Here is a 1,731-nt window from a genome sequence, read left to right on the forward strand (position 1 = left end):
TTGAGAACTGCACAGTGGACGCGAGCATCTGTGGCCAAGTTTTTAAGGGCGCACGGTGGATGCCTTGGCACCAGGAACCGATGAAGGACGTGGGAGGCCACGATAGGCCCCGGGGAGCTGTCAACCGAGCTTTGATCCGGGGGTGTCCGAATGGGGAAACCCGGCAGTCGTCATGGGCTGTCACCCGCTGCTGAACACATAGGCAGTGTGGAGGGAACGAGGGGAAGTGAAACATCTCAGTACCCTCAGGAAGAGAAAACAACCGTGATTCCGGGAGTAGTGGCGAGCGAAACTGGATGAGGCCAAACCGTATGCGTGTGATACCCGGCAGGGGTTGCGCATGCGGGGTTGTGGGATCTCTCTTTTGCGGTCTGCCGGCCGTGAGACGAGTCAGAAACCGTTGATGTAGGCGAAGGACATGCGAAAGGTCCGGCGTAGAGGGTAAGACCCCCGTAGCTGAAACATCGGCGGCTTGTTTGAGAGACACCCAAGTAGCACGGGGCCCGAGAAATCCCGTGTGAATCTGGCGGGACCACCCGCTAAGCCTAAATATTCCCTGGTGACCGATAGCGGATAGTACCGTGAGGGAATGGTGAAAAGTACCGCGGGAGCGGAGTGAAATAGTACCTGAAACCGTGTGCCTACAAGCCGTGGGAGCGTCGCATGCAAGCTTGCTTGTATGTCGTGACTGCGTGCCTTTTGAAGAATGAGCCTGCGAGTTTGCGGTGTGTTGCGAGGTTAACCCGTGTGGGGAAGCCGTAGCGAAAGCGAGTCCGAACAGGGCGGTTGAGTAGCACGCTCAAGACCCGAAGCGGAGTGATCTAGCCATGGGCAGGTTGAAGCGGAGGTAAGACTTCGTGGAGGACCGAACCCACCAGGGTTGAAAACCTGGGGGATGACCTGTGGTTAGGGGTGAAAGGCCAATCAAACTCCGTGATAGCTGGTTCTCCCCGAAATGCATTTAGGTGCAGCGTCGTGTGTTTCTTGCCGGAGGTAGAGCACTGGATAGGCGATGGGCCCTACCGGGTTACTGACCTTAGCCAAACTCCGAATGCCGGTAAGTGAGAGCGCGGCAGTGAGACTGTGGGGGATAAGCTCCATGGTCGAGAGGGAAACAGCCCAGAGCATCGACTAAGGCCCCTAAGCGTACGCTAAGTGGGAAAGGATGTGGAGTCGCAGAGACAACCAGGAGGTTGGCTTAGAAGCAGCCACCCTTGAAAGAGTGCGTAATAGCTCACTGGTCAAGTGATTCCGCGCCGACAATGTAGCGGGGCTCAAGCGTACCGCCGAAGTCGTGTCATTCCAGCGTGAAGCCTTAACGGGTGTTGGGATGGGTAGGGGAGCGTCGTGTGCCGGGTGAAGCAGCCGCGGAAGCGAGTTGTGGACGGTTCACGAGTGAGAATGCAGGCATGAGTAGCGATACACACGTGAGAAACGTGTGCGCCGATTGACTAAGGGTTCCTGGGTCAAGCTGATCTGCCCAGGGTAAGTCGGGACCTAAGGCGAGGCCGACAGGCGTAGTCGATGGACAACCGGTTGATATTCCGGTACCCGCTTTGAAACGCCCAATACTGAATCAGGCGATGCTAAGTCCGTGAAGCCGGCCCGATCTCTTCGGAGTTGAGGGTAGTGGTGGAGCCGATGAACCAGACTTGTAGTAGGTAAGCGATGGGGTGACGCAGGAAGGTAGTCCAGCCCGGGCGGTGGTTGTCCCGGGGTAAGGGTGTAGGA

1 rRNA gene (only partly in view) is annotated in these 1,731 nt (G+C 57.4%); it reads left to right on the forward strand.

Annotated features, from left to right (window positions below):
* Positions 1-32: 32 nt before the first annotated feature.
* A 23S ribosomal RNA gene (locus IE107_RS10605) occupies positions 33-1,731 on the forward strand (it continues 1,435 nt past the right edge of the window).

The organism is Streptomyces gelaticus (assembly GCF_014649535.1).
Classification (GTDB): Bacteria; Actinomycetota; Actinomycetes; order Streptomycetales; family Streptomycetaceae; genus Streptomyces; species Streptomyces gelaticus.